General features: G+C 72.2%; 17 protein-coding genes. 13 read left to right on the top strand and 4 right to left on the bottom strand.

Translation table 11 applies throughout. The features are described 5' to 3' along the window. Positions 1 to 56 precede the first annotated feature (56 nt). Positions 57 to 1052: a class I SAM-dependent methyltransferase gene (locus BEK98_RS21490; protein WP_094218221.1), complete on the bottom strand. Its 996-nt coding sequence runs from the start codon at positions 1050 to 1052 to the stop codon at positions 57 to 59. Positions 1053 to 1184: 132 nt separating this feature from the next. Here BEK98_RS21490 and cobT point away from each other — a divergent pair, with 132 nt between their 5' ends. The 3 genes from cobT to BEK98_RS49585 all read left to right on the top strand — a co-directional run bounded on the left by cobT (position 1185) and on the right by BEK98_RS49585 (position 4879). Further along, positions 1185 to 2279 (top strand): nicotinate-nucleotide--dimethylbenzimidazole phosphoribosyltransferase, encoded by a 1095-nt coding sequence (cobT, locus tag BEK98_RS21485; protein ID WP_094218220.1) that lies wholly within the window; start codon positions 1185 to 1187, stop codon positions 2277 to 2279. A gap of 61 nt (positions 2280 to 2340) precedes the next feature. Further along, positions 2341 to 4128, top strand: coding sequence for a phosphatidylglycerol lysyltransferase domain-containing protein (locus BEK98_RS21480; RefSeq protein WP_094218219.1), 1788 nt, complete (start codon positions 2341 to 2343; stop codon positions 4126 to 4128). A gap of 10 nt (positions 4129 to 4138) precedes the next feature. After that, positions 4139 to 4879 (top strand): hypothetical protein, encoded by a 741-nt coding sequence (locus tag BEK98_RS49585; protein ID WP_208643180.1) that lies wholly within the window; start codon positions 4139 to 4141, stop codon positions 4877 to 4879. Here BEK98_RS49585 and BEK98_RS21470 read toward each other — a convergent pair. Further along, positions 4807 to 5583, bottom strand: a complete 777-nt coding sequence (locus BEK98_RS21470) for a hypothetical protein (protein ID WP_094218218.1) — start codon at positions 5581 to 5583, stop codon at positions 4807 to 4809. The two genes, BEK98_RS49585 and BEK98_RS21470, sit on opposite strands and share 73 nt — an antisense overlap. 60 nt (positions 5584 to 5643) lie before the next feature. On the opposite strand from BEK98_RS21470, the gene BEK98_RS21465 reads away from it, so the two are divergent. The 8 genes from BEK98_RS21465 (at position 5644) to BEK98_RS21430 (ending at position 17090) form a co-directional block, all read left to right on the top strand. Beyond that, positions 5644 to 6426, top strand: coding sequence for an adenosylcobinamide-GDP ribazoletransferase (locus BEK98_RS21465; protein WP_094218217.1), 783 nt, complete (start codon positions 5644 to 5646; stop codon positions 6424 to 6426). A 239-nt stretch (positions 6427 to 6665) separates the two neighbouring features. Next, positions 6666 to 8192 carry a leucyl aminopeptidase gene (locus BEK98_RS21460; RefSeq protein ID WP_094218216.1) on the top strand — a complete coding sequence of 509 codons (1527 nt, stop codon included), beginning with the start codon at positions 6666 to 6668 and terminating at the stop codon, positions 8190 to 8192. Positions 8193 to 8438: 246 nt separating this feature from the next. Next, positions 8439 to 9827: a dihydrolipoyl dehydrogenase gene (lpdA, locus tag BEK98_RS21455; RefSeq protein WP_094218215.1), complete on the top strand. Its 1389-nt coding sequence runs from the start codon at positions 8439 to 8441 to the stop codon at positions 9825 to 9827. 60 nt (positions 9828 to 9887) lie between these two features. Next, positions 9888 to 11663, top strand: a complete 1776-nt coding sequence (gene sucB, locus BEK98_RS21450) for a 2-oxoglutarate dehydrogenase, E2 component, dihydrolipoamide succinyltransferase (RefSeq protein ID WP_094218214.1) — start codon at positions 9888 to 9890, stop codon at positions 11661 to 11663. A gap of 182 nt (positions 11664 to 11845) precedes the next feature. Next, positions 11846 to 12469 carry a GntR family transcriptional regulator gene (locus BEK98_RS21445; protein ID WP_094218213.1) on the top strand — a complete coding sequence of 208 codons (624 nt, stop codon included), beginning with the start codon at positions 11846 to 11848 and terminating at the stop codon, positions 12467 to 12469. 272 nt (positions 12470 to 12741) lie between these two features. Beyond that, positions 12742 to 15453 (top strand): pyruvate dehydrogenase (acetyl-transferring), homodimeric type, encoded by a 2712-nt coding sequence (gene aceE / locus BEK98_RS21440; RefSeq protein ID WP_094218212.1) that lies wholly within the window; start codon positions 12742 to 12744, stop codon positions 15451 to 15453. A 75-nt stretch (positions 15454 to 15528) separates the two neighbouring features. Further along, on the top strand, positions 15529 to 16512 hold the full coding sequence (locus BEK98_RS21435; RefSeq protein ID WP_094218211.1) for a helix-turn-helix transcriptional regulator: 984 nt from the start codon (positions 15529 to 15531) through the stop codon (positions 16510 to 16512). A 59-nt stretch (positions 16513 to 16571) separates the two neighbouring features. Continuing rightward, on the top strand, positions 16572 to 17090 hold the full coding sequence (locus tag BEK98_RS21430; RefSeq protein WP_167444225.1) for a DUF4240 domain-containing protein: 519 nt from the start codon (positions 16572 to 16574) through the stop codon (positions 17088 to 17090). Here BEK98_RS21430 and BEK98_RS21425 read toward each other — a convergent pair. Both BEK98_RS21425 and BEK98_RS21420 read right to left on the bottom strand, forming a co-directional pair. Beyond that, on the bottom strand, positions 17070 to 17252 hold the full coding sequence (locus tag BEK98_RS21425; RefSeq protein ID WP_094218209.1) for a hypothetical protein: 183 nt from the start codon (positions 17250 to 17252) through the stop codon (positions 17070 to 17072). The two genes, BEK98_RS21430 and BEK98_RS21425, sit on opposite strands and share 21 nt — an antisense overlap. Before the next feature lie 64 nt (positions 17253 to 17316). Then, positions 17317 to 18180 carry a peptidoglycan recognition protein family protein gene (locus BEK98_RS21420; RefSeq protein WP_244201917.1) on the bottom strand — a complete coding sequence of 288 codons (864 nt, stop codon included), beginning with the start codon at positions 18178 to 18180 and terminating at the stop codon, positions 17317 to 17319. Positions 18181 to 18377: 197 nt separating this feature from the next. On the opposite strand from BEK98_RS21420, the gene BEK98_RS21415 reads away from it, so the two are divergent. Together BEK98_RS21415 and BEK98_RS21410 are read left to right on the top strand one after the other, a co-directional pair. Continuing rightward, positions 18378 to 19571, top strand: a complete 1194-nt coding sequence (locus BEK98_RS21415; protein WP_094218207.1) for a MarP family serine protease — start codon at positions 18378 to 18380, stop codon at positions 19569 to 19571. Between the two features lie 93 nt (positions 19572 to 19664). Beyond that, positions 19665 to 20558 carry a TIGR01777 family oxidoreductase gene (locus BEK98_RS21410; protein ID WP_094218206.1) on the top strand — a complete coding sequence of 298 codons (894 nt, stop codon included), beginning with the start codon at positions 19665 to 19667 and terminating at the stop codon, positions 20556 to 20558. The last annotated feature ends 100 nt before the right edge of the window (positions 20559 to 20658 follow it).

Raw genomic sequence — 20658 nt, 5'->3', positions numbered from 1 at the left:
CGGGTGCCGCTCTCTTTGGCAGCGGGTGCCGCCCCAAGCGGCACGACTGCCCGCAGCTACGGAGCTGCGCAGCCAGCCCCCTTGCGGGCCACCAGCCGGTACGCGTTGGAGAACGGGGTGTGGCGGAACAGCGGAGCCAGTGCGTGGTCCAGGATCGCGGCCACGTCGAGTGCCGGGGCGGCCATCGCTCTCAGGAGCAGGGGGGCGGGGGCCAGGGCCAGGGTGAGGGCCGCCGAGAGGTCGTAGGGGACGTGGGGGGACGTGCGGTCCGTCACGAGGATCGTGCAGCCCTGGGTCTCCAGTTCCGCGCGGAGGTTGGGCAGGGGCAGCAGGTGGAGGTGGCGGGGCTGGCCGTAGGGGAACCACCACTTGCCGAGGAGCGCGGCGAACACGCTGCGCGGGTCGGGAACTTCGATGACGAGGTGGCCGCCGGGGCGCAGGACCGTGAGCGCGGCGCGGAGTTCGGCGCGTGGGTCCGGGGCGTGTTCCAGGTGGTGGAACATGCTGACCACGTCGTAGCGGGAGCGCAGCCGGGCCGCCATCCCCGGGGTGGTCAGACAGCCGCGGTGGGCCTCCTCCACCCGGCCCTCCAGCAGGGCCTGTTCCACGCGGGCCGTCAGGTCCAGGCCGTCGAAGCTGGTGTACGGGAAGAACTCCTTCGCCGCCTCCGGGAACCGGGCGTGCCCGGTGCCCACGTCCAGCCAGCTCTCCGGTTCGGGCAGCGCCGACAGCTTGTGGGCGGCGGCACGGTGTCTGCGGCTGACCGCGCGCTCGGAGAGGACGCGCGCGGTGAACTCCTCCAGCTGTCTCTCGTAGAAGTCCCGGTGGTAGAAGGCGAATCCCTCCGCCGTGAGCCGGGGGTTCTGGAAGACGTGCGCACAGTCTCCGCACTCGTCCAGGACGAACGTGCCCGGCCGCTGCCGCAGCGGGTCGGGGGCGCGCAGCCGGGTCCGCAGCCGACGGGAGCCGCACCAGGGGCAGGCCTCGCGGCGCGGCTCCTGGAAGGGGTCGCGCGGCTCGATGACCTGGGGGATGAGGGGCGAGGGCTGCATGGCGGCTCCCTAGGCGACAATCCGCTGCAAACCGGAACGTATGGGATACCCCTCCCGGGTGCAAAGACGTCGCGACCGTGGGGTGGCGGTGTGGCGCGGATGCGTTCGTGGACTGGCGGTACTGTTCGGCGAATGAGCAGCCTTAATCTGGACGACTTCACCGATCTGATCGAGCGCCCGGACGGGGGCGTACGCCGTGACGCCGAGGCCCGCAGGGAGCGCCAGATCGTGCCGCCCGGGTCGCTCGGGCGCCTGGACGAGCTGGGCGAGTGGCTGGCCGCCGCACAGGGCGCCGTACCGGTGCGGCCGGTCGAACGGCCCCGGGTGGTGCTCTTCGCCGGTGACCACGGCATCGCCGAACTCGGCGTCTCCGCACGGCCGGCGGGCAGTGCCGAGCAGTTGGTGCGGGCGGTGCTGGAGGGCGGCAGCCCGGTGTCCGTCCTCGCGCGCCGGCTCGACGTGCCCGTGCGGGTCGTGGACATGGCCCTGGACTGCCCGCCGGACGCCTTCCCCGAGGAGGTCGTACGGCACCGGGTGCGGCGCGGCAGCGGTCGCATCGACGTCGAGGACGCGCTGACCCTCGACGAGGCCGAGGCGGCCTTCCGGGCGGGCGTGGCCGTCGCCGACGAGGAGGCCGACTCGGGGACGGATCTGGTGGTGCTCGGCGATGTGAGCGTGGGCGGGACCACGGCGGCCGCGGTGCTGGTCGCGGCGCTGTGCGGGACCGACGCGTCCGTGGTGACCGGGCGGGGCGGGCTGGCCATCGACGACCTGGCGTGGATGCGCAAGTGTGCGGCGATCCGGGACGCGCTCCGGCGGGCGCGGCCGGTGCTCGGGGACCAGTTGCAGCTGCTCGCGACCGTGGGCGGGGCCGATCTGGCCGCGATGACCGGGTTCCTGTTGCAGTGCGCGGTGCGGAAGCTGCCGGTGATCCTGGACGGTGTGGTGGCCGCCGCGTGTGCGCTGGTCGCCCAGCGGGTCGCGTTCCGGGCGCCGGACTGGTGGCTGGCCGGGCACGACAGCGGGGAGCCGGGCCAGGCGAAGGCGCTGGACCGGATGGCCCTGGAGCCGCTGCTGGAGCAGGGCGTGAAGGTCGGCGAGGGGGTGGGGGCGCTGCTGTCGCTGCCGCTGGTCCGGGCCGCGGCGGCGCTGGCCGCCGAGCTTCCCGAGAAGCCGGAGTCCGAGAAGGAGCCGGAGGAGTCCGAGCAGCCCGAGGAGAAGGAGTAGTCGCACCACGGCAGCCGGAAAAGAATGGTTCGCCCGGGCGGCCCCCATATGATCCTCCCCCATGGGAGATGCCCGAATTGCCGTGGAACTGCAAGCCGAGCCGGAGCGGCGGTCCAGCGGGGCATCCCGTCGGGCCGCCGCCTTCGCCGTCTGGTATCTGCGGGCCGTCGCCTTCATCAACTTCCTGAGCGCGGTCTGGGTCTCGCTGGGCCAGGACGTGCGCCGGCACAACCAGGAGAACTACTTCACGCCGTATCTGCTGACGGCCGGCTTCGCCTCGGGCGTGTTCACCGCGTTCCTGGCGATCACGATGCGCCGGCGCAAGCGGGCCGCCTGGATCCTGAACCTGGTGCTGAGCGGGTCGTTCCTGGCCCTGTTCGCGTTCGCCATGGCGTTCCCGGAGATCCGGCGGTACGCGCAGAACTGGGTCTCCCTGGTGCTGACGGCCGCCTTCGTCGGCGCGCTGCTGGTCGGGCGCCGGGAGTTCTACGCCAAGGGTGACCGGTCCAACCCGCGGCTCGCCGCGACCGTCGCCGTCGGCGGCGGGCTCGTCGCCTCGCTGCTCGCCGGGCTGCTGATCACGGTCACCAACACGGCACCGGACGCGGCCCGTTCGACGTTCCTGGAGCGCTGGCACTACGGCACCCTGCGACTGGTGTCGGTGGCCGCCGAGGAGTCGCGCTTCCCCGGCATCGACCCGCCCAACTGGGCCAACGTGGCGATCAACGTGCTCAGCACGCTGCTCGTCCTCGCCGTGTTCTACGCCGCCTTCCGCTCCCGGCGGGCCGTCGACCCGCTCACCGAGGACGACGAGAAGCGGCTGCGGGCGCTGCTGGAGCGGCACGGAGAGCGGGACTCCCTCGGCTACTTCGCGCTGCGCCGGGAGAAGAGCGTGGTGTGGTCGCCGACCGGGAAGGCGGCCGTCGCCTACCGCGTCGTCGGCGGGGTGAGCCTGGCCTCCGGGGATCCGCTGGGCGACCCGGAGGCGTGGCCCGGTGCGATCGTGCCGTGGCTGGTGGAGGCACGGGCGCACGGGTGGATCCCGGCGGTGATGGGGGCGAGCGAGGAAGCGGGGACGGTCTACGCCCGGCACGGCCTGGACGCGCTGGAACTCGGTGACGAGGCGATCGTGGAGGTGGCCGAGTTCACGCTGGAGGGACGGGCGATGCGCACCGTGCGGCAGGCGTACAACCGGGTGAAGCGGGCCGGGTACCGGGTGCGCATCCGACGGCACGCGGACATCCCGGCCGACGAGATGGCGCGTCTCGTCGAGCGCGCGGACGACTGGCGGGACGGGGCGACCGAGCGCGGGTTCAGCATGGCGCTGGGGCGGCTCGGGGACCCCGAGGACGGCCAGTGCGTGATGCTGGAGTGCACGGACGCCGAGGGCAGGCTGCGCGCGCTGCTGTCCTTCGTGCCCTGGGGGCCGCACGGACTGTCCCTGGACCTCATGCGGAGGGGCCGAGACGTCGATGGTTCTGCCAACGGGCTGATGGAGTTCATGGTCATCGAACTGCTGCGCCGGGCAGGCGAGATCAGGATCACCCAGGTCTCACTCAACTTCGCCATGTTCCGATCGGTCTTCGAACGTGGGGCGCGCCTCGGTGCCGGACCGGTGCTGAGGCTGTGGCGGTCGCTGCTCAGCTTCTTCTCCCGCTGGTGGCAGATCGAGTCGCTGTACCGCGCCAACGCCAAGTACCGGCCCATCTGGGAGCCCAGGTTCCTGCTCTTCGAGAAGAGCGCGGACCTGCCGCGCATCGGCATCGCGTCGGCGCGCGCGGAAGGCTTCCTGGAGGCGCCGGGACTGCCGAAGTGGCTGCACCGCAGGCACCTGGACACGCACCGATGAGGATCGTTTGATGAGGACGCTCGCCCACTGGGCCCGTGCCGAGTGGGGGCTGCTGTACGTCACCGTGCGCGAGCCCCTGCTCAAGCGCCGTTGGCGGGCGTTCCCCATGACGCTGGGGGCGGTGCTGCTGACCGCGCTGCTGCAGTTCGTGCAGAACCGGCCGTGGGGCTATCAGATCGTGCAGGACATGGGTGCCGTACGGGCGGAGGACCCGCTGGGGCCTGCGCTGCTGCGCACTCCCCTGTCGCTGTTCGTCCCGGCGCTGGACCTGCCTGTGTGGGGGGCGCTCGCGCAGATCCTGTTCGTGTTCGGCGTCGCCGAGGTGTGCATCGGCTGGTGGCGGACGCTGGCCATCGCGTACGTGGCCACGCTCGCCGGGACGCTGTACGCGCGCGTGGGCATCTCGCTGGGCCCGCATGCGGCGTTCGGCCTGCCCTGGACGGACGCGCAGGTCGTGGACACCGGTCCGTCGGCGGCCGTGGTGGGGCTCGCCGTCTATGTGAGCTGGCGGTACGGCGCCTATGTGACGTCGGGTGCGGTGACGTTGGCGATGGTGGTCGAGGTGCTGCTCAAGGAGAACCTGGCGGGCAAGGAGCATCTGGCCGCGCTGATGGGTGTGGGGACGCTGTGTCTGGTGGCTGCGGTACGGCACCGGTACGGGCGGCTGCCGGGGCCCGGTCAGTGGCGGTGGCGGTGGCGGTCGGGCAGGCGGACCGGGCGCGGGTCGGGTTTGCCGCCGATCCAGTCCTGAAGGGCGCGGCGGGGCCCGGCCCAGCGGCGGTCGTGGCGGTAGGCGCGCAGGGTGGCCTTGGCGCGGGCGCGGGGGCGGCGGCCGTAGAAGCGGCGGGCCCAGTAGGAGTCGGGGCGGGCCAGGCGGATGGCGCCGACCATCGCGACCAGCGGCACGATCACGCCGAAGATCGCGACCCGGGCCTTGCCCTTGCTCAGGGCGACCAGGGAGAAGACGAAGTTCATGCCGATGTTGGCGATGACCGTGCCCCGGTCCTGGAGTTCGTCGGCGGACAGGTCGTTGACGCCGAACGGCGCGAACCCGGCGAGCAGCAGGCCGACGAGGGCGGCGGTGACCACGACGACCTCGACGCTCTTGCGGCCCTCCTCGGTCCAGTAGACGTCGTCGAGGTGCAGGATCAGCGCGAACTCGTCCAGGACGAGCCCCACCCCCATGCCGAAGACGACCGCGGCGAGGGCCCCGCCCGCGCCGTGCCGGTCGCTGGCGACGGCACCGAAGCCTCCGACGACGGTCAACAGGACCCCGGGGACCACGTGGTGGATGTGCAGCCCGCCCGCCTTGACGTTGCCGAAGGGGCCCTTGCCCGCGCGGATCAGCCGGGTGATCACACGGGTGACGACGAAGGTGACGACGAAGGCGCTCAGGGCCAGCAGCAGCGGAAGCTTCCCCGGCTCCAGGATGTTCCGCTCCCACCAGTGCCCCATGTGCGCACTTTATCCCTGGCCCTATCAGGGGGCGTCGCGACGGCCCGGTAACCTGCGCCGGTGCTCAAGTCCTCCTCCCTCGACGGCCTTCGCTTCGCCTTCGGCACGCTCTCCGTGCTGCCCGTCCGGGTGCACCGGTGGGACAGGGAGGCCGCGCGCCGGGGCATGCTGGGCGCCCCGGTCGTCGGACTGGTCGTCGGCGGCTGCGCGGCGGGGCTCGGGCTGCTGCTGCTCCTCCTGGGCGCCGGTCCGCTGCTCGCCGCCGTCGCCTCCGTCGCCGTACCGGCCGCGCTGACCCGCGGTCTGCACCTCGACGGGCTCGCCGACACGGCGGACGGGCTCGGCAGCGGCAAGCCCGCGGAGGAAGCGCTGCGGATCATGAAGCAGTCGGACATCGGGCCGTTCGGGGTGCTGACCCTCGTCCTGGTCCTGCTGGCCCAGGTCGCCGCTCTGGCACAGCTCTACGCCGACTCCTGGGTGCGGGGCGGCACCGCGGCGGTGACCGCCGCGGTCGCGGCCCGCCTCGCGCTCACCCTGGCCGCGCGCACCGGGGTGCCGGCGGCCCGTCCGGAGGGTCTCGGGGCGGCGGTCGCCGGCGTGGTGCCGGTGCCGGGCGCGCTGGCCGTCACGGCCACCTGCACGATCGTCGCGGCCGCTTGGGGCACGGCCCTCGGCCCGTACGGCGCCGTGCGCGCGGCGGCCGCGGTCCTGCTGTCCCTCGCCACCGCCGAACTCCTGCTGCGCCGCTGCACCCGCCGCTTCGGCGGGGTCACCGGGGACGTGTTCGGCGCCCTCGCGGAGACGGCGGCGACGGCCGCGCTCGTGGTGCTGTCGCTGGGCTAGCCGGCGGCTCACCGACGCCCGGGGGCGAGAAGTGGCCACGACGCCACGCACAGGTGAACACCCGCAGGCATGAGCGAACGGTCGTACGCGCGTAGTCTCGTCACGGGTGTTCGCCGACAGGGTGAAGGCCCCGGTTGCCACCTACCCCAAGGCCTGGACCTAGGGTCGGCTCTCGGGCCCGGTCGACCCACCCCTCATCGGCCACAGCAACTTCACATCGGAAGCGAGATTTCACCACCGTGACTGCTCTGACTCTCAGCACCGCCGCGGCGCCCGGCCTGCGGGCCGACGCGATCGTGATCGGTGTCGCCAAGGGCGCCAAGGGACCCGTCGTCGCGCCCGGCGCCGACGCCGTGGACAACGCGTACGACGGCAAGCTGGCCGGCGTCCTGGAGACCCTCGGCGCCTCGGGTGCCGAGGGCGAGCTGACGAAGCTGCCCGCCCCGGCCGGCTTCAAGGCGCCGCTCGTGGTGGCGGTGGGCCTGGGCGCGGTGCCCGAGAAGGACGCCGGGTACGACGCCGAGGCGCTGCGCAAGGCCGCCGGCGTGGCCGCCCGGGCGCTCGCCGGCTCCAAGAAGGCCGCGTTCGCGCTGCCCCTCGAAGGCCCGGACGCCGTCGGCGCGATCGGCGAGGGCGTCCTGCTCGGCGCCTACGCCTTCGACACGTACAAGGACTCCGGCAAGGACGCCAAGGCCAAGAACGGCAAGGCGCCGCTGGCCGAGGCCGCGCTGCTCGGCGGCAAGCCGCGGGACGCGGTCCACAAGGCCGCCGTGGCCCGGGCCGTCGCGGTCTCCGAGGAGCTGAACCGTTCCCGCGACCTGATCAACATGCCGCCGAACGACCTCACCCCGCAGGTGTTCGCCGCGGTGGCCCAGGACGCGGCCAAGGAGCACGGCCTCAAGGTGCAGGTGCTCGACGACAAGGCTCTGACCAAGGGCGGCTACGGCGGCATCCTGGGCGTCGGCGGCGGCTCGGCCGCGACCCCGCGCCTGGTCAAGCTGACGTACACGCACCCCAACGCCGAGAAGCACCTGGCCTTCGTCGGCAAGGGCATCACCTACGACTCGGGCGGCATCTCGCTGAAGCCGGCCGGTCACAACGAGACCATGAAGTGCGACATGAGCGGTGCCGCCGCCGTGTTCGCCGCGGTCGTCGCCGCCGCCCGCCTCGGCCTGGAGGTCAACGTCACCGGCTGGCTGGCGCTGGCCGAGAACATGCCCTCCGGCTCCGCGGTGCGCCCGGGTGACGTGCTGCGCATGTACAGCGGCAAGACCGTCGAGGTGCTCAACACCGACGCCGAGGGCCGGCTGGTCCTGGCCGACGCGCTGTGGGCGGCCTCGCTGGAGAAGCCGGACGCGATCGTGGACGTGGCCACGCTGACCGGCGCGATGATGCTGGCGCTGGGCAGCCGGACCTTCGGGGTCATGGCCAACGACGACGCATTCCGCTCCGCGGTGTACGAGGCGGCGGAGGAGGTCGGCGAGCCCGCCTGGCCGATGCCGCTGCCGGAGCACCTGCGCAAGGGGATGGACTCCACCGTCGCCGACATCGCGAACATGGGTGAGCGGATGGGTGGCGGGCTGGTCGCCGGTCTGTTCCTGAAGGAGTTCGTCGGCGAGGGCATCACCTGGGCGCACCTGGACATCGCCGGGCCGGCCTTCAACGAGGGCGGTGCGTTCGGTTACACGCCGAAGGGCGGTACGGGCAGCGCGGTGCGGACGCTGGTGCGGCTCGCGGAGCTCACCGCGGCGGGTGACCTCGGCTGAGGCTGAGTCCTTTGCCATGACGGCTCCGGGGTGTCCTTCACTCCGGAGCCGTTTTGTCCCGTTGCTCGCCACCAGTGCGATGTGTCACACCCCGGCCCGGCGTCTCGTCCGCCTCGAACAAGTGCAAAGATGGAGCCCGGCAGGACAGGGCCCCCACCGAAGGGCCGAAGCATCAAGCGGCCGGACACCAGCCGCCCGCCGGTCACTGGAGACCGGTCTACGGCGCACATGCATGGAGGACGTGACGTGGCGAACGACGCCAGCACCGTTTTCGACCTAGTGATCCTCGGCGGTGGTAGCGGTGGTTACGCCGCGGCCCTGCGCGGGGCGCAGCTGGGCCTGGACGTCGCCCTGATCGAGAAGGACAAGGTCGGCGGCACCTGCCTGCACCGGGGTTGCATCCCCACCAAGGCCCTGCTGCACGCGGGCGAGATCGCCGACCAGGCCCGCGAGAGCGAGCAGTTCGGCGTCAAGGCCACCTTCGAGGGCATCGACGTCCCGGCCGTCCACAAGTACAAGGACGGTGTCATCTCCGGCCTGTACAAGGGTCTGCAGGGCCTGATCGCCTCGCGCAAGGTGACCTACATCGAGGGTGAGGGCCGTCTGTCCTCCCCGACCTCCGTCGACGTGAACGGCCAGCGCATCCAGGGCCGCCACGTCCTGCTGGCGACCGGCTCCGTGCCGAAGTCGCTGCCGGGCCTGACGATCGACGGCGACCGGATCATCTCCTCCGACCACGCCCTCGTCCTGGACCGCGTGCCGAAGTCCGCGATCATCCTGGGCGGCGGTGTCATCGGCGTCGAGTTCGCCTCGGCGTGGAAGTCCTTCGGCTCGGACGTCACGGTCATCGAGGGTCTGAAGCACCTCGTCCCGGTCGAGGACGAGAACTCTTCGAAGCTTCTTGAGCGCGCGTTCCGCAAGCGCGGCATCAAGTTCAACCTGGGCACCTTCTTCCAGAAGGCCGAGTACACCCAGGACGGTGTCAAGGTCACCCTCGCCGACGGCAAGGAGTTCGAGGCCGAGGTCCTCCTCGTCGCCGTCGGCCGCGGCCCGGTCTCCCAGGGCCTGGGCTACGAGGAGCAGGGCGTCGCGATGGACCGCGGTTACGTCCTCGTCGACGAGTACATGCGCACCAACGTTCCGACCATCTCCGCCGTCGGTGACCTGGTCCCGACGCTCCAGCTCGCGCACGTCGGCTTCGCCGAGGGCATCCTGGTGGCGGAGCGTCTGGCCGGTCTGAAGGCCGTCCCGATCGACTACGACGGTGTCCCGCGGGTGACGTACTGCCACCCGGAGGTCGCCTCCGTGGGTATCACCGAGGCCAAGGCCAAGGAGATCTACGGCGCGGACAAGGTCGTCGCTCTGAAGTACAACCTGGCGGGCAACGGCAAGAGCAAGATCCTCAACACCTCGGGCGAGATCAAGCTCGTCCAGGTGAAGGACGGTGCCGTGGTCGGCGTCCACATGGTCGGCGACCGCATGGGCGAGCAGGTCGGCGAGGCCCAGCTGATCTACAACTGGGAGGCGCTGCCGGCCGAGGTCGCCCAGCTCATCCACGCCCACCCGACGCAGAACGAGGCGCTCGGCGAGGCACACCTGGCGCTGGCCGGCAAGCCGCTGCACTCCCACGACTGAGCCTTCGGTCACGGGCGCGACGACACAGACTTCCGCAATTCGTAAGGAGCAACCGAAACCATGGCGGTTTCCGTAACCCTTCCGGCGCTCGGCGAGAGCGTCACCGAGGGCACTGTCACCCGCTGGCTGAAGGCCGAAGGCGAGCGCGTCGAGGCCGACGAGCCGCTGCTCGAGGTGTCGACCGACAAGGTCGACACCGAGATTCCGGCGCCGGCCGCGGGCATCCTGGCCTCGATCAAGGTCGCCGAGGACGAGACCGTTGAGGTCGGGGCCGAGCTGGCGATCATCGACGACGGCACCGGTGCGCCGGCCGCCGCTCCGGCCCCGGCCGCCGAGCCGGTGGCCGCCCCGGTCGCCGAGGCCGCTCCGGCGCCGGTCGCCGAGGCCCCGGCGGCCCCGGCCCCCGCTGCCGCTCCCGCCGCCCCGGCCGGTGGCGCCACCGGCACGGACGTGGTCCTGCCCGCGCTCGGTGAGTCCGTCACCGAGGGCACCGTCACCCGCTGGCTGAAGTCGGTCGGTGACTCCGTCGAGGCCGACGAGCCGCTGCTCGAGGTCTCCACGGACAAGGTCGACACCGAGATCCCGGCGCCCGCCTCCGGCGTGCTGCTGGAGATCGTGGTGAACGAGGACGAGACCGCCGAGGTCGGCGCCAAGCTCGCCGTCATCGGCGCCGCGGGTGCGGCTCCGGCCGCCGCCCCGGCCCCCGCCGCTCCGGCCCCGGCCGCCGCTGCCCCGGCTCCGGTCGCTCCGGCCGCCCCCGTGGCTCCGCCGGCCCCGGTCGCTCCGGCCGCCCCGGCTCCGGCGCCCGCTCCGGTTGCCGCTGCCCCGGCCCCCGCGCCGGTCGCTCCGGCCCCGGTCACCCCGGCTCCGGCCGCTCCCGCCCCCGCCGCCCAGGCGACCGACGAGGGCGCCTACGTCACCCCGCTGGTGCGCAAGCTCGCCGCCGAGAACGGCGTCGACCTGTCCACCGTCAAGGGCACCGGCGTCGGCGGCCGTATCCGCAAGCAGGACGTCATCGCCGCCGCCGAGGCCGCGAAGGCCGCCGCCGCTGCCCCGGCTCCGGCCGCGGCCGCTCCGGTCGCCGCGAAGAAGGCTCCGGCGCTGGAGGTCTCCCCGCTGCGCGGCCAGACCGTCAAGATGACCCGCATCCGCAAGGTCATCGGCGACAACATGGTCAAGGCCCTGCACGAGCAGGCCCAGCTGTCGTCGGTCGTCGAGGTCGACGTCACCCGCCTGATGAAGCTGCGCGCCAAGGCGAAGGACTCGTTCGCGGCCCGTGAGGGCGTCAAGCTCTCCCCGATGCCGTTCTTCGTCAAGGCCGCCGCCCAGGCGCTGAAGGCCCACCCGGTCATCAACGCCCGGATCAACGAGGCCGAGGGCACGATCACCTACTTCGACACCGAGAACATCGGTATCGCGGTGGACTCGGAGAAGGGCCTGATGACCCCGGTCATCAAGGGTGCGGGCGACCTGAACATCGCCGGCATCTCCAAGGCCACGGCCGACCTGGCGGGCAAGGTCCGCGCCAACAAGATCACCCCGGACGAGCTGTCCGGCGCGACCTTCACCATCTCCAACACCGGTTCGCGTGGCGCGCTGTTCGACACGATCATCGTGCCGCCGAACCAGGTCGCGATCCTCGGCATCGGTGCCACGGTCAAGCGTCCGGCCGTCATCGAGACCGAGGAGGGCACGGTCATCGGCGTCCGCGACATGACCTACCTGACCCTCTCCTACGACCACCGCCTGGTCGACGGCGCCGACGCGGCCCGTTACCTGACGGCGGTCAAGGCCATCCTGGAGGCGGGCGAGTTCGAGGTCGAGCTCGGCCTGTAAGCCACCTGGGCTTCATGCCTGTACGGCACCCCGTCCGGAGCTTTCCGGACGGGGTGTTCGTGTTTGTCGGGACGCTCAGCGTGTAAGGCTCGTCTCACCTGCGCAAAAGCACCCCCACACGCCCTACTCACGGAGCGAACCCGCCGTATTGTCTAAACGTCAGCCCTCCCTAAGGAGCCCTCATGACCGCGCCCGTCGTCCACTCGCTGCGCGAGCAGATCCGCGAGCACATCGTGGAGGGAATCGTCAGCGGGCGCTGGCAGCCGGGCGAGCGCATCGTGGAGCGGCGGATCGCCACCGAGCTGGAGGTCAGCCAGACCCCGGTCCGCGAGGCCCTGCGTGAGCTGGAGTCCCTGCGGCTGATCGAGTCGGCTCCGAACAAGGGCGTACGGGTCCGGAACCTGACCGCGGCCGACCTGGAGGAGAGCTACCCGGTCCGAGCCGGCCTGGAGGCCATCGCCGCGGAGCTGGCGGCGGACCGCCTCGCCGAGGACTGCTCGGCCCTGGAGCCGCACGTCCTCGCCCTGTACGAGGCCGACCGCAAGGCCGACGGCACGGCCCAGGTCCGCCACACGGTCGGCTTCCACCGCGAACTCGTGCGCGCCGCGCACAACTCGGTGCTGCTGCACACCTGGGAGGGCCTGGGCATCGAGGTCTTCACGGCCCTGTCCATCCGCTGGCTGGGCACGGTCCAGCAGTCGTACGCGGAGGAGCACGAGGAGCTGGTGCAGGCCTTCAAGCGCCGGGATCCGAGGATCGCGGAGCTGGTGAAGGCCCACGTGCTCGGCTGCGCGCCGCGGGCTTGATGCAGGAGAGCGCACCCCCGCTCAGACGCCGTCCCACCTGCGAAAACAAGGCGATTCAACGTCACCCGGTGCCATCGTCGAAGGCACCGGGTGCCCACTTTCTCGGAATCGAGAAGTTTTGCCCCGCAACCCTTTGATCGATCATCGATCAGGGAGTTACAGTCTCCGACGGACTTCCACCGAAGTCCGCCTGCCCTGTCCTGCCAAAGACCAAGGGCACCCCCGAACCCTTACCGATGAGGGAACCCCCTTCGACTGAGGAAGGCGGCGACATGACCGACCCCAACGCCATCCAGCCGAGCGCGCTCGACCAGCTCCCCGACCGCGACCCGGAGGAGACCGCCGAATGGCAGGCCTCCCTCGACGCCGTCGCCAGGGAGGCCGGGCCGCACCGCGCCGCATACCTGATGCGGCGCACGCTGGAGCGCGCCGAGGCGGGCGGCATCGCGCTGCCGAAGCTCCTCGAGACCGACTACGTCAACACCATCCCCACCGCCGCCGAGCCGGGCCTGCCCGGTGACGAGGCGATGGAGTCCCGGATCACCGCCTGGAACCGCTGGAACGCGGCCGCCATGGTGACCCGCGGCTCGAAGTACGGCGTCGGCGGCCACATCGCCACCTTCGCCTCCGCGGCCTGGCTCTACGAGACCGGCTTCAACCACTTCTTCAAGGGCAAGGAATCCCAGGAGGCCGCCGGCTCCGGCGACCAGCTGTACATCCAGGGCCACGCCTCCCCCGGCATCTACGCCCGCGCCTTCCTCGACGGCCGCCTGAACGAGCACCACCTGGACCACTTCCGCCAGGAGTCCGGCGGCAACGGCCTGCCGTCCTACCCGCACCCGCGCCGGCTGCCCTGGCTGTGGGAGTTCCCGACGGTGTCGATGGGCCTCGGCCCGCTCTCCGCGATCTACCAGGCGCGCTTCAACCGCTACCTCACCAACCGCGGCATCAAGGACGTCTCCGCCTCGCACGTGTGGGCGTTCCTCGGCGACGGCGAGATGGACGAGCCGGAGTCGACGGCGGCCCTCGCGCTCGCCGCCCGTGAGGAGCTGGACAACCTCACCTTCGTCATCAACTGCAACCTGCAGCGTCTCGACGGCCCGGTGCGCGCCAACTTCAAGATCGTGCAGGAGCTGGAGGCCCAGTTCCGCGGCGCCGGCTGGAATGTCGTCAAGACGCTCTGGGGCACCGCCTGGGACGAGCTGTTCGCCCTCGACACCACGGGCGCGCTCGTACGCCGCCTGCGCGAGGTACCGGACGCGCAGATCCAGACGTACCAGACCCGCGACGCCGCCTACATCCGCGCCGACTTCTTCGGCAAGGACCCGGCGCTCGTCGAGATGGCGAAGCTGCTGAGCGACGACAAGATCCTCGAGGTCTTCCACCTCTCGCGCGGTGGTCACGAGGCCCGCAAGGTCTACGCCGCGTACAAGGCCGCCGTCGAGCACAAGGGCGCGCCGACCGTGATCCTGGCCCAGACGGTCAAGGGCCACACCCTCGGCGAGGGCTTCGCGTCGAAGAACGCCAACCACCAGATGAAGAAGCTGTCGGTGGACGAGTTCAAGACGATGCGGGACCTGCTGGACCTGCCGATCAAGGACAGCGACTTCGTCGACGGCGTGGTGCCCTACGGCCACCCGGGCGCCGACTCCCCCGAGGTCCGCTACCTCCAGGAGCGCCGCGCCGCCCTCGGCGGCCCGGCCCCGGCCCGCCGCACGCACGCGCTGGCCCCGCTGCCCGCCCCCGCCGAGAAGGCCTTCGCCTCCTTCGACAAGGGCTCCGGCTCCCAGAACGTGGCCACCACGATGGCCTTCGTCCGGCTGGTCAAGGACCTGGTCCGCGACAAGGAGACCGGCAAGCGCTGGGTGCCGATCGTCCCCGACGAGGCGCGCACCTTCGGCATGGAGAGCCTCTTCCCGTCCCTGGGCATCTACTCCCCCAAGGGCCAGACGTACGAGCCGGTCGACCGCGACCAGCTGATGTACTACAAGGAGGCCAAGAACGGCCAGATCCTCAACGAGGGGATCACCGAGGCCGGTTCGATGGCCGACTTCATCGCCGCGTCCACCGCGTACGCCACGCACGGCGAGGCGATGATCCCCTTCTACATCTTCTACTCGATGTTCGGCTGGCAGCGCACCGCCGACCAGATGTGGCAGCTCGGCGACCAGCTCGGCCGCGGCTTCCTCGTCGGCGCGACGGCGGGCCGTACGACCCTGACGGGCGAGGGCCTGCAGCACGCCGACGGCCACTCCCCGGTCATCGCGGCCACCAACCCGGCGGCGCTGACGTACGACCCGGCCTTCGCGTACGAGGTCGCGGGCATCGTCCGTGAGGGTCTGCGCCGGATGTACGGCGAGGCCAAGCCGGGCGAGGACCAGAACGTCTTCTACTACCTGACGGTCTACAACGAGCCGATGCCGCAGCCGGCCAAGCCGGCCGGACTCGGCATCGACGAGGGCATCGTCAAGGGTCTGTACCGCTTCAACACGGCCGAGTCCGCGGGCGTGACCGCCCCTGCCAACGCCCCGCGCATCCAGCTGCTCGGCTCCGGTACGGCGATCCACTGGGCCCTCGAAGCCCAGAAGCTGCTCGCCGAGGAGTGGGGCGTGGCCGCCGACGTGTGGTCCGCGACCTCCTGGTCCGAGCTGCGCCGCGACGCGATGGAGGCCGACGCGGCCCTGCTGCGCGGCGAGGAGCGCGTGCCGTTCGTGCGCCAGGCCCTGCAGGGCGCCGAGGGCCCGGTGCTCGCGGTGTCCGACTACATGCGCCAGGTCCCGGACCAGATCGCGCAGTGGGTCGAGCAGGACTACTCCTCGCTGGGCGCCGACGGCTTCGGCCTCTCCGACACCCGCGAGGCCGCCCGCCGCCACTTCGGCGTCGACGCCCAGTCGATCGTCGTCGCGGCCCTGGCCCAGCTCGCCAGGCGCGGCGAGGTCAAGGCGACGGCGGTGAAGGAGGCCCGGGAGAAGTACGGGCTGTAGTCACCGAGGTCCTGGGAAGGGGTACGGCATCTGCCGTACCCCTTCTCTGTCAGTGGCCCCCGGCATCATGAGGCCATGCGTGCGGCCCGCCTCATCAAAATGGTGCTCCTCCTCCAGTCCCGGCCCTCGATGACCGCCGCCGAGCTGGCCCGGGAGCTGGAGGTGTCCGAGCGCACCGTGACCCGGGACGCGCAGGCGCTGTCGGAGGCGGGGGTGCCGGTGTATGCCGACCGGGGGCGGGCCGGCGGTTACCGGCTGATCGGCGGGTACCGCACGCGGCTGACGGGGCTGGCGCGCAGCGAGGCCGAGGCCCTGTTCCTGAGCGGGGTGCCGGGGGCGCTGCGGGAGATGGGTCTGGAGGACGTCGCCTCCGCCGCCCGGCTGAAGGTCTCCGCCGCTCTGCTGCCCTCCCTGCGGGACGCCCCGGACAGCGCCGCCCAGCGCTTCCATCTGGACGCGCCCGCCTGGTTCCGGGAGCCGGAGACCCCCGCGCTGCTGCCCGTGATCGCCGAGGCGGTGTGGGAGGACCGGCGGATCGGTGCCGGCTACCGGCGCGGGGACGCCGTGGTCGAGCGGGAGCTGGAGCCGTACGGGCTCGTGCTGAAGGCGGGCGTCTGGTACCTGTGCGCGCGGGTGCCCGACGGCGGCGCCTTCCGGACGTACCGGATCGACCGGTTCGACACCGTCGAGGCCCGCGACGAGCGCTTCGGCCGTGATCCGGAGTTCGACCTGCCCCGCCACTGGGCCGAGCAGGCCGAGCGGTTCGCCCGGTCGATCCTGCGCGCCGAGGTCGTCGTACGGCTGTCCCCGGACGGCGTGCGCAGGCTGCCGTACGCCGTCGACCCGCTCTCCGCGCGCGAGGCGCTCACGGGCGCGGGCGAGCCGGACGGCGAGGGGTGGGTGACGGTGACCGTGCCGGTGGAGTCGGAGGAGGTCGCGCACAGCCAGCTGACGGCGCTGGGGCCGGAGGCCGAGGTGCTGGCGCCGGGGAGCCTGCGGGAGCGGTTCGCGGCGGACGCGGCCGCGCTCGCCGCGCGGTACGGGTGCGGGAACGTCTGATAACGATCCTCCGCACTCCGCGTGCGCCCCACCGGCTCAGGCACGATGCTGGTGCCGTGATGGAAGAGACGGAGTTCTGGGAGCTGATGGACGCCGCCCGCGAGGCCGCCGAGGGCGACCCCGAGGACCAGGCCGACGTGCTCGTGGAGCGGCTCCTCCAGCTGGACCCCGAGACGGTCCTGGACTTCGCCCGTCACTTCGAGTCCCGCTACAACCGTGCCTACACCTGGGATTTGTGGGGCGCCGCCTGGGTGTTGCTCGACGGGGCCAGCGACGACGCCTTCGACTTCTTCCGGTGCTGGCTCATCGGACAGGGCCGGGAGATCTTCGAGGGCGCCGTGCACGAACCGGACTCCCTGGCCGAGCTGCTGGAGGAGTTCGACGAGGAGATCGACGGCGACGGCGAGGAGCTGGGCTACGCGGCCGACGAGGCGTACGAACAGCTCACCGGCACCGTCGCCCCGGATCTCGGCATCGCGCCGGCGCCCGCCGAACCCGAGGGCACCCCGATCGACTTCGAGAACGAGGCGGTCCTCACCGAGCTGTATCCCCGGCTCTCAACGCGTTTCAAGGGCTGACTCCGCGTGCAGCGGCGGCGCCGCGTTGGCCCGGTCGAGGGCCGAGGCCGTCGCGGCGGCCGGCCCGACCACGACCGCCGCGACCACGCAGACGACGGTCCAGGGGCGGCGCACCGCCCGGGTCCACACGGACTCGTTCCGCTGCTGCGTACGACCGCTCATCGTTCCCCACCTCCAGTCGGCGCATCTCGCGCTGAGTGCGTGCCTCGACGGTAGGGCGGAGACCTCAGGGGGTGCGGTGAGCCGCCTGTGGCGTTCCTGTGGGCACCGGGCCGGCCGGGACACGGCCCTGCAGGCGGGCCGCGGTCCGTCTGATCTCCGGGAGCCGGGCGGTCAGGGCGGCGCCCGGGCAGCTGGTCATGAAGCCTTCGTTGTGGCCGGCCACGGCGGGCAGGGTGGCGGTGCTGCCCGCCTTGTAGCGGCTGAGGCCGTTGCTGGAGACCAGGCGGGTGCGGGAGCGCGGGTCGACGTCGGCGAGGCCGAGCTTCCAGGCGGCGACGGCGGCGATCGCGTCGGTCATGGCCTGCGGCACGGGGACGCCGGCGGTGAAGGTGCCGAGGGCGGCGATTCCGGCGGTGCGGTGGTTGAAGCCCTGGGTGTGGGCGCCGGTGACGGGCCGCTCGACGCCTCCGGCGCGGCCCTCGTAGATGGTGCCGCAGCGGTCGACGAGGAAGTTGTAGCCGATGTCGTCCCAGCGGCGCAGGCCGGTCTGCCCCGCGTACAGGTCGCGGATGATGCGGGGAGAGTCGTCGCACTGGTAGCGGTTGGGCGAGTCGGTGTGGTGGACGAAGACGGCGACCACCTTGTCGTCGTAGCGCGGGGGCGGCTGGCTGGGCGTGGCCGCGGTGCGCTCCATCCAGGCGGAGCGGGGCACGATCCGCGGCCGCGGGGCGCGGTGGGCCGGCTGGGGCCGGTCCGCGGCGGGCTGGCCGAGCCGGACCGCGACCGGGCGCTCGACACCGCGGGCGAACAGGGCCAGCGCGAGCAGGGCGGTCAGTCCGGGCAGACATCCCAGCAGCACCAGTACGGCGCCGGGAACGCGCAGGGCCCGCCGCTTCCGCGTCCCACGCGATCTTCGGAGGACAGACATGAGCCCACTGTCGGGCCGGTACGCCGGGCTCGCGATGTGTGCTGTGCCACCCGGTGGAACCATCGTCCTGGTGGAGGACGTTTCTGGGGATATACGCACACGTGGCCGGTCCGCCGCCCGGTGGCCGCTCCCGCGCGCGGGACTGATCATCGGGCCCGTCCCGGCCGTATAAGGGGGTCCGAGAGAAAGGCGGCTCCGTGGACCTGCTCGACCTGGTGCTTGCACTGGTGATCCTCGTCTACGCGGCGTCCGGGTACCGGCGCGGCCTGGTGGCCGGATGCGTCTCCCTGGCCGGGTTCGTGGGCGGCGCGGTCATCGGTGTGTGGGTGCTGCCGTGGGTGACCGGTCTGGTGGCCCGCGGGTCGGCGGCCGCGACCGTGCTGGCAGTGCTGACGGTGCTGGTGCCGGGGGTGGTGGGGCACGAGCTGGCGGGCCGGCTGGCGCTGCGGCTGCGGCGGGAGCTGGACCGGGAGGGCCGGGGTCCGCTGCGGGTGGCGGACGGGATAGGAGGTGCGGCGGCGAACTCGGTCGCCGTGCTGATCGTGGCCTGGGTCGCGGCGAGTGTGCTGGGCGCGTCCTCGTCGCAGACCCTGACGACGTCGATACGGAACTCGGCGTTGCTGGGCGCGGTGCAGCAGACGATGCCGGAGACGACCCCCGTGTGGTTCTCGCGGGCGACGTCCGCACTGACCGAGGCAGGCTTCCCGCAGGTCTTCAACCCGTTCGAGAACGAGTCGACGGCCCAGGTGCCCAGGCCCACGGGCGACAGTGTCACGCCGGCCGCGACCGACGCCGCCAAGCGGAGCACCGTGAAGATCGAGGGCGCCTCCGGCACCGAGGGCCGCGAGGGCAGTGGCTTCGTGTACGCGTCGCGGCACGTGATGACGAACGCCCACGTGGTGGCGGGCATCGACCACCCGAGCGTGCGGGTGGGCGGGGTCGGGCGGTCGTACGAGGCCCGGGTGGTGCTCTTCGACCCCGACCGGGACGTGGCGGTGCTGTACGTGCCCGAGCTGCGCGCCCCGGTACTGCGGTTCGATCAGGACGCCTCGCGCGGCGACTCGGCGGTGGTCGCGGGCTACCCGCAGGACGGGAACCTGAACCTGCAGGCGGCGACGGTGGCGAACCGGGTGCGGGCGACCGGCCAGAACATCTACAACGACCACACGGTCACCCGGGAGATCTACTCGATCCGCTCGACGGTCCGGCCGGGCAACTCCGGCGGCCCGCTGCTGACCACCGACGGCAGGGTGTTCGGCGTGGTCTTCGCCCGCTCCACCTCGGACGCCGAGACGGGGTACGTGCTGACGGCGGCCGAGGTGTCGAGCGACGCGGGGCGCGCGGCCAGGGCGACCGCGCCGGTGGACACGGGGCAGTTGGTCACGTCGTAGCTCTGGTCGTGCGTCGCCTCGTTGCGTGTCGTCTCCTGGCGCGTCCTCGCCGTATCACGGCCTCCTTAGGTGCGAGGGGGAAGGATGGGGCGCATGGAACGTTCGCGAATCGCGGTGGCCGGTGCGTCCGGTCTCATCGGCAGCGCCCTGGTGCGGTCCCTGACCGCGGACGGGCACGAGGTGGTGCGCCTGGTCCGCCGTGCGCCCCGGGACGGGAGCGAGGTCCGCTGGGACCCCGAGCGGCAGCAGGTGGACGCGGCCGGGCTGGTCGGCTGCGACGCGGTGGTCAACCTCGCGGGGGCGGGGATCGGTGACCGGCGCTGGACACCGGAGTACAAGCGGCTGGTGCGGGACAGCCGGGTGCTCGGCACGGCGGCGCTGGCGGAGGCGGTGGCCTCGCTGGATGCACCGCCGCGGGTCTTCGTGAACGGCAGCGCGATCGGCATCTACGGCGACACGGGCGACCGGGCCGTGGACGAGGACGCGCCGCCCGGGGACGGGTTCCTGCCGTCGCTGTGCGTGGAGTGGGAGGAGGCGGCGGCGCCCGCGCAGGAGGCGGGGGTGCGGACGGTGTTCGTGCGCACGGGGCTGGTGGTCGCGCGGGGCGGCGGGGCCTGGGGGCGCCTGTTCCCGCTGTTCAAGGCGGGGCTCGGGGGGCGGATGGGCGACGGACGGCAGTACTGGTCGTACGTCGCGCTGCACGACGAGGTCGCCGCGATCCGGTTCCTCATCGACCATGACACGCTGTCCGGGCCGTTCAACCTGACCGCGCCCCAGCCGCTGACGAACCGTGAGATCACGGCGGCGATGGGGCGGGTGCTGCACCGGCCGACGCTGTTCGCCGTCCCGGCGCCGGCGTTGCGGGCGGCGCTGGGCGAGATGGCCGGGGAGGTGCTGGGCAGCGCGCGGGTGGTGCCGAAGCGGCTGCTGGAGTCCGGGTTCACCTTTGCGTTCCCCGGTATCGACGACGCGATCCGCGCGGCCTGACACCACGTCAGGGAAGCTCCTGAAATCTCCTGTGACCTCCTGCGACTTCTTGTGACCGCATGCGACCGCCGTGCGACCGTGCCCTGTTGATGCGCGACTG

Source organism: Streptomyces diastatochromogenes (assembly GCF_002242805.1).
Lineage (GTDB): Bacteria > Actinomycetota > Actinomycetes > Streptomycetales > Streptomycetaceae > Streptomyces > Streptomyces diastatochromogenes.
The sequence above is the reverse complement of the archived record's forward strand: the minus strand, read 5'-3'. Positions and strand labels throughout refer to the sequence as shown.